The following is an 896-nucleotide window of genomic DNA, read 5'->3' as shown; positions in this document are numbered from 1 at the left end:
GCAAAAGGCTGATGTCCAGATCCTCTTTCAGCCGCGACAAGAGGTCGAGAATGCGCTTCTGGATCGTCACATCCAGGGCCGAGGTCGGCTCGTCCGCCACCAGCAGCGCCGGGCGCGGCAGGATGGCGAGGCCGATCAGCACGCGCTGCAACATGCCGCCCGAAAGCTGATGGGGATAGCTGTCATAGACCCGTGCCGGATTGTCGAGACCGACCTTGGCGAAGGTTTCCAGGATCAACGCCTTGCGGTGCGGTTGGGCGATGTCCGAGAGCAGGGCCGCCGCCTCTTGCGCCTGCGCGCCGATCTTGCGCACCGGGTTCAGGGCATGGCCGGGGTCTTGCGGCACAAAGCCCACGCTGCGACCGCGCAGGGGGCGAAAGCGGCGCTCGGGCAGGGAGAGGATCTCTTGTCCGGCAAGCTCGACCCGTCCGCGCGCCTGGCCGAGGCCCGGCAGAAGGCGCAGCACCGCACGGGCGATGGTCGATTTTCCAGAGCCGGATTCGCCAATCAGCCCAAGGCTTTGGCCGCGGCCGAGCTGGAAGCTTACATCCCGGACAACCTCGTTCTTCCCATAGGCGACGGAAAGGTTTTCCACCCGCAGCAAGGGAGGGGTCCGGTGCGGGGTCAGTTGGTCTTGCGCAGCCATCTGCTGATCCTGTCGAGTGAAAGAACGGTGAGGATGGTGACGAAGGCGGGGGCGTAGACCAGCCAGGGCCATTTCAGGTAATCCTTGCCAATGGCGATCAAGAGGCCCCAGTCCGAAGCGGGGGGCGGGTCGCCGTAGCCGAGGAAGGCGAGGCTTGCGATCACCAGGATCGACAGGCCGAATTGCAGCACCGCCAGCGTGATCACCGACCGCGAGGCATTGGGCAGCACATGGCGCAGCAGGATATGCC

Annotated in this window: 2 protein-coding genes; both read right to left on the bottom strand. The window is 65.3% G+C overall.

Annotated features, from left to right (window positions below; translation table 11 throughout):
• The coding region (locus AC1DVR_RS23620) for an ATP-binding cassette domain-containing protein (protein WP_478003066.1) at positions 1-646 on the bottom strand (646 nt) is incomplete at its 3' end.
• A partial coding sequence (locus AC1DVR_RS23615; protein ID WP_478003065.1) for an ABC transporter permease subunit occupies positions 625-896 on the bottom strand: 272 nt, incomplete at its 5' end. The genes AC1DVR_RS23620 and AC1DVR_RS23615, both read right to left, overlap by 22 nt.

The organism is Rhodobacter sp. P2_H5 (assembly GCF_056403335.1).
This window is presented reverse-complemented; position numbering and strand designations above follow the sequence as displayed.